Below are 5,551 nucleotides of genomic sequence, written 5' to 3'. Positions count from 1 at the left end.
AGAGTCTATCTTTCTCTAAAAAAATCGAGAATCACGTTGGGGAACCCTTTGGTATTTTATCCATGACTACAATGCACAGCAAAGGATTAAGCCGCCATCACTACTACCGAATCACCACCTTATTTTCCTCCGAATGCTCGCCATTTCGCCTAATCATACCTTAATTCAGCAACGCCTGGTAAAACCGAGGTTCTTCACCTGACATTCACAATCAACCTCTTGCATAATTAGGGTTTGCGGCAAAAAGTTTTTCGTGGGGTGTGGGGTGTGGGGTGTGGGGTGTGGGGAGAATAAATAAAATAATCTCCTATCTCCTATCTCCTATCTCCTGACTCGGAGAATACTGACTCGGAGAATACTGAATCCTGACTCCTGACGACCGGCTACTGACTTCTAACCATAACAACAATTTTTGATTTTTACCAGAGGTCTAATTGACTGATCCTGACTGGGCAATGGCTTGAAAAAGTCTCTGTTGAAATGTTGCCTCTGAGAGGGTGGGCGCGTAGCTAACCGCCACTGAAGCAGCATCTGGATTGATTTGGATTTCTTGCACGCCGGCTAGGGACTGAAGGCACTGACGCAACCGCTCGGCGTAGGAGAGATCTTGGCGCAGGCGAGGAATCCGCAGTCGCACCCGCCCGGCAATAGCGTGAATGATTTCGGTATCTGTGGGAAGGCTTGCAGTCGCTCGAATTTTCTGGCGTACCTTGGGCGAGATACAGAAGCCTTCTTGGGCTTCTAGATAACTAAGCAGGTCCACCAAATCATTGTGTACGGCAATTAGGCGATCGCATCCTTCTAGCTCCTCAACCCGCTCGGCGCTGTCGATGACCTGGATCGTTTTGATGACATTCTGATACATAGGGCGATCTTTTTGGATGTCGTCCCTCAGTTCCGCGGCAAATTGATAGAGCGAGATAGCTTCCAACTCAGGGTAGATCGATTCGGCTTGCCCAAAGACTTTAACGAATGTCTGTCCCAGAGATCTCTGCTCTGAGAAGGAAAAATAGAAAGCGTCTCCAGCAAAGTCCTCGCGGTTGGCAAAAGTCTTGATAATTTTGCTAATCAGTTCGATCGCCTTCTTGTCTCTGGTGTAGGGACCGTATCGATAGACGTACGAGTACCAGCCAAAGAATTTCACCAGGACATAGAGTAGTTCTAAGGCTTCGGGAGAACCGATTTCATCGGCTTCGGGATATTCCCTTTTAAAAAATTCCAACTCTTGCTGATTGAGGATGCCGTCAAGTCGGACTTGCAATTCGTGAGCGGCGAACAGGAAGGGATTAATATACAGAGCGGCAATCTGATTTCGTTTCTGCGTCTTTTCCTCCTCTTGTTGCTCGCTCCAAGTCCAAACTGTCCAGATGGCTGTGGCAGTTGCCGAAAGTACCGATAAGATGATGCCGAGTGTTACTTCCATGTTCCACTATTCCAATATTTATTAGCTTGGAGATTACATTCTCAGTTTCAATCTTGCCCACTTAGCTCGATAGGCAGTCCCCCCCTGAGATAGATGTCAGTATTTATAATATAAGGGTTGTCAAGAGCCGCCGGATTATCTGCGGCAAATGGCTGATTGCCGATCAATGGGATCGGCAAAAGGCGCACTACAGTTAGCCCATTTAACAAAATCAATGTCAAAAATGACAATAGCGGCGAATATTGTGCTGGCTCCCGCAGCAAAGGTGATCACAGCCATTATCATCGGATTTTTCTTCACCCTAGCTCCTTAATTGGGCTAATTCAAGCCTGAATTGCATCACTGTCTGATTTGCATTCATAGAATACCTCATTCGGGGTACGATAGTCAAGGCATTTGCGAGGACGATTGTTAATTAAGTTTACGGCTCTTTCTACCTCCTCTGGCTTAACGATTTTCAAATTCGTTCCCTTGGAAAAAACGATTTACGAAACCTCAAAGAATAGGATAGAAGGACTGCTATCCATCTCGGAATGGTTGGCAAAATCGTCTAGTATTTTTACCAAGAGTTGCCAAACAATCCGAAACTGGTTTGGAGAAATCATTGCTTATTTCGAGCGAAGGACAACGAAGGTCGGGTCGAGGAAATCAACAATAAACTTAAACTAATAAAACGGCGAGGCTATGGCTTGAGAAACTTTCGGATTTTTTGGTAGTCTATGAGGACTTGAAGGTATCTAATATGGTGAAAAATCCTAAGCTTGCTAAATCTATTTCAGATGCAAGCTGGTCAATGTTCACCGATTGGTTAGACTATTGTGGGAAAATACACGGGAAGTTTGTGATAGCGGTAAATCCACAATATACTAGCCAACAATATTCAAGTTGTGGCAATCCTGTCAAGAAAACATTATCTGTAAGAACACATATTTGTTCTTGTGGGTGTGTCTTGGATAGAGATAAAAACGCCGCTATAAACATTCTCGCACGGGCAAATACTGTCGGGCGGACAGAAATTCAAGCCCTCGGACAGACTACCCACTGTCTATTAAGTTAAAACCTAATAGATAAGGTAACTGGATGAACAGGGAATCTCTCGCATGAGTGCGATGGGATCGTCAAATGGTTTAGTTATCACTTCTCTTTTTGGGGCGTTGGTTACTTTTGCCTTTCCCATTGAACCCAATGGTAAAAGTTTGGAAAATGTTTAGGACAATGACCACAATGATTAGAAACTATCACGTTCCATTCTGAAGACGAGTCGGAGTGGCGATACCTCGACTTAGTTCAACTATCTGAACGATTACGACTTATGTTAAACATTGACCGCAAAAAGTCCTTGACTATCTGAGTCCCCATGAGGTATTTTATAGTCAGCACAGTGCCAGTGGAGTTCAAAAGACCTCTTGTAAAAATCAAAAATTGTTGTTAGGGTTAGGCTTCGGCCGTGAGATCAGGCTTCGACGGTGAGATCAGCCGAACCGCCGAACGGAGTCAGTAGCCAGTAGTCAGTAGTCAGGAGAATTAAGAATGAATAATAATCAGTTAAATAGCTATTTCAGACTTTAGGCCATTTAATCATTATTTTTCCCGTCTTTGAACCCTGAAAAATTAATTATGCAAGAGGTTCAAACTTAAACTGGCCATTAGTTACGGAGATAAATGACAATGAGTCAAACGGAAAATACTACGAGTGTCAAGAAGGATGCTATCGAATCTGTCCTAGCATTTGATGGCATAGACGATTATGTGCAGTTACCCGCAGCTAATACAGATTATTCGCAAGGATTTACCGTAGAAGCTTGGGTGCAGCACAAAAGTTTTCGCTCTTGGTCAAGAATTATTGATTTCGGCAATGGAGCCGAGAAAAATAGCATTGTTTTGGGAAATGTGGGCAAATCTAACGCCCTGGGACTCCATCTGTTTTGTAACAACGAAAAGCACTTCATAGAAGCCCCAAATGCCTTGGAAATTGGTAAGTGTACTCATGTAGCCGCTACCATTGATAAATCAGGGATGGGCAAACTATATAAAAATGGTCAATTAATCCAAAGTAAACAATTAAGCCTTCCAGACAACCTGAACCGAACCTTAAACTATATAGGTAAGAGTAACTGGGTTAATGATGGTTACTTTGAAGGTCAAATGACGGAAGTGAGGGTGTGGAACATTGCCCGACCAGAATCAGAAATCAAAGAAAATATGTCCCAGCGATTAAAGGGAAATGAAACCGGATTAGTGGGATATTGGCCCCTCAATGAAGGTTCAGAAAATATCGCCAAAGATAAGACAAGTAATGGCAATAATGGCACAATTAATGGTGCTACTTGGGGAAAATCTGAATTACCCATAACTGGCACGAAGGAGTCTGAAATAGGGAAAAAACCTGATGTGATCACTGGGGGTAATTCTCCCAGTAAATACGGAATTGCAGATACAAGAACTAATTATTATCTTGTAGATACCAACAAACCCATTAATGGCAATGGTGAAATAACTGGGTGGAATATTTGGGCAGAAAACACATCACCTGTACAACTGATCACTTATAGGAAGGAAGCAAATACCTGGTCAGTTGTGGGAAAAAGCGAGGTAAAAACTCCTGTGATTGGTTTAAACGAATTTTCCCTTACTACACCGATTAAAGTCAACCAAGGTGACTTTGTGGGAATATATTATCCCCAAGCAGGTTCTATCAGTTATGATAAGAATACTGCTCCTCTTGGTAACTTAAGCGGAAAAGTTTTGTTTACCTCATCCGGTGCTACTGCTACAGCATTTTCCGATTCAGTTGATCGTATTTATTCCTTAAGTGTCAAGGGAAATGTTGGAGAAATTCCTATAAAGATTGAAAAGACAGAAACAGCTAACTATGGAGTAATTGGTGTTGGGACAAATAATCTCCTGTGTAGCCGAGATACTTTAACCAGTGACTGGAAAGAGATACCTAATAGTGGTGCGGTCATTGGTGCTATCGTTATGCCAGATGGCAAAATAGTCGGCGTTGGAACCAATAAAAGCCTCTACACCCGAGATAGCTTGATCAGTGACTGGAAGGAAGTACCTAATAGCGGTGCGGTTATTAGTGTCACCGTCATGCCGGATGGGGAGTTAGTTGGAGTTGGGGCGAATAATCGCCTCTATAGCCGAGATAGCTTGACCAGTGACTGGAAGGAGATCCCGAATAGTGGTTCAGTTATAGCAGTGACTTGTTCAGTTCCACCCAAATTTACAACCCCTGAACCAGTTCCTAGCGACAATACGGATCAAGTATCTAAACCGATAAAATTAGGTCCGACAGGTGGTTCAATCTCAGGCACAGATTTTCAAATTCTTCCTAAAGATACTGCTCCACAATCACAATTGAAAAAGGTATTCGTGAATGCAGGTTGAGCAATTGACGCACTTCAGGTTGAATACGAAAATCCCGCTTCTATTCCGGGAGAAACCTATCTTTCAGACCTAGTTGGTGGTCGCGGCGGTACAAAAGGAGAATTTTCCATACCAGCAGGGGATTATCTCACGAAAATAAGCGGCATTTGGGGAATGTCAGTACCAGGACGTCCCAAGCAAGAAATTGTCACCATCCAATTTGAAACCAAAAAGGGAGTTAAATCACCCGTTTTTGGGGGAAAGCATGGAAAACAAGAAGTTGACCCTTTCGTCTTAGAAGCGCCAGAAGGTCAGGAGATTATCGGCTTCTTTGGCTCTTATGGGGGAGGGCAAAATTTGTTAGTACGTTTGGGGATTTATTGCCAAACTGTTACAACTTTGGCAAAACTGGAGGCTCTTCTGGTTTTCGTGTGTTAATTTTTGTTATGAATTAAAGCAAGCAAATAGCTTAAGTCGAAGATGTTGAAAATTGGTAAATCCATAACTCATTCTTTTAATAAGCTTTATTTTGGTATTCATTCCCTCAATTAATCCGTTGGTTGTATGATTTTCAAAGTAATTACAAATACCCTGCAAATGCTTCTGGATCATGCTGGCACCACTTTCATATAATATTCCGCCTATTCTTATCCATTTTTCCAATTTTCTCTCAGCACCTCTGAACGTTCTACTACTTTGATAAATTTGTCTAATTTCTTCTTTCATTTCCCAGGCTATTCCCAAGCAGGGATGTTC

5 protein-coding genes and 3 pseudogenes are annotated in these 5,551 nt (G+C 42.6%); 4 read left to right on the top strand and 4 right to left on the bottom strand.

Translation table 11 applies throughout. The features are described 5' to 3' along the window. Positions 1-430: 430 nt before the first annotated feature. The 3 genes and pseudogenes from EWV60_RS05780 to EWV60_RS05770 form a co-directional block, all read right to left on the bottom strand. Positions 431-1,423 carry an HMA2 domain-containing protein gene (locus EWV60_RS05780; RefSeq protein WP_002791267.1) on the bottom strand — a complete coding sequence of 331 codons (993 nt, stop codon included), beginning with the start codon at positions 1,421-1,423 and terminating at the stop codon, positions 431-433. 135 nt (positions 1,424-1,558) lie between these two features. After that, complete coding sequence (locus EWV60_RS05775; RefSeq protein ID WP_287231531.1) at positions 1,559-1,702, bottom strand: hypothetical protein; 144 nt, start codon at positions 1,700-1,702, stop codon at positions 1,559-1,561. A 44-nt stretch (positions 1,703-1,746) separates the two neighbouring features. Further along, positions 1,747-1,902: pseudogene (locus EWV60_RS05770) on the bottom strand (IS30 family transposase); the annotation flags it as partial. Between EWV60_RS05770 and EWV60_RS05765 the strand changes: the two are divergent. From EWV60_RS05765 to EWV60_RS05750, 4 genes and pseudogenes are all read left to right on the top strand, one after another. Next, a pseudogene (locus EWV60_RS05765) lies at positions 1,901-2,139 on the top strand (transposase); the annotation flags it as partial. The pseudogenes EWV60_RS05770 and EWV60_RS05765 sit on opposite strands and share 2 nt — an antisense overlap. After that, positions 2,124-2,480, top strand: a pseudogene (locus EWV60_RS05760) (RNA-guided endonuclease InsQ/TnpB family protein); the annotation flags it as partial. The pseudogenes EWV60_RS05765 and EWV60_RS05760, both read left to right, overlap by 16 nt. A 611-nt stretch (positions 2,481-3,091) precedes the next feature. Continuing rightward, positions 3,092-4,816: a LamG-like jellyroll fold domain-containing protein gene (locus EWV60_RS05755; protein ID WP_287231528.1), complete on the top strand. Its 1,725-nt coding sequence runs from the start codon at positions 3,092-3,094 to the stop codon at positions 4,814-4,816. Between the two features lie 3 nt (positions 4,817-4,819). Beyond that, positions 4,820-5,233, top strand: coding sequence for a jacalin-like lectin (locus EWV60_RS05750; RefSeq protein ID WP_287231533.1), 414 nt, complete (start codon positions 4,820-4,822; stop codon positions 5,231-5,233). A gap of 6 nt (positions 5,234-5,239) precedes the next feature. Here the strand turns inward: EWV60_RS05750 and EWV60_RS05745 are convergent. Beyond that, positions 5,240-5,551 (bottom strand): transposase (locus tag EWV60_RS05745; RefSeq protein ID WP_287231526.1); only part of this gene is annotated, 312 nt, incomplete at its 5' end.

The organism is Microcystis sp. Msp_OC_L_20101000_S702 (genome assembly GCF_007095705.1).
GTDB lineage: Bacteria > Cyanobacteriota > Cyanobacteriia > Cyanobacteriales > Microcystaceae > Microcystis > Microcystis ichthyoblabe_A.
Note: the sequence above shows the minus strand (reverse complement) of the source record. Positions and strands in the feature narration are given on the sequence as shown.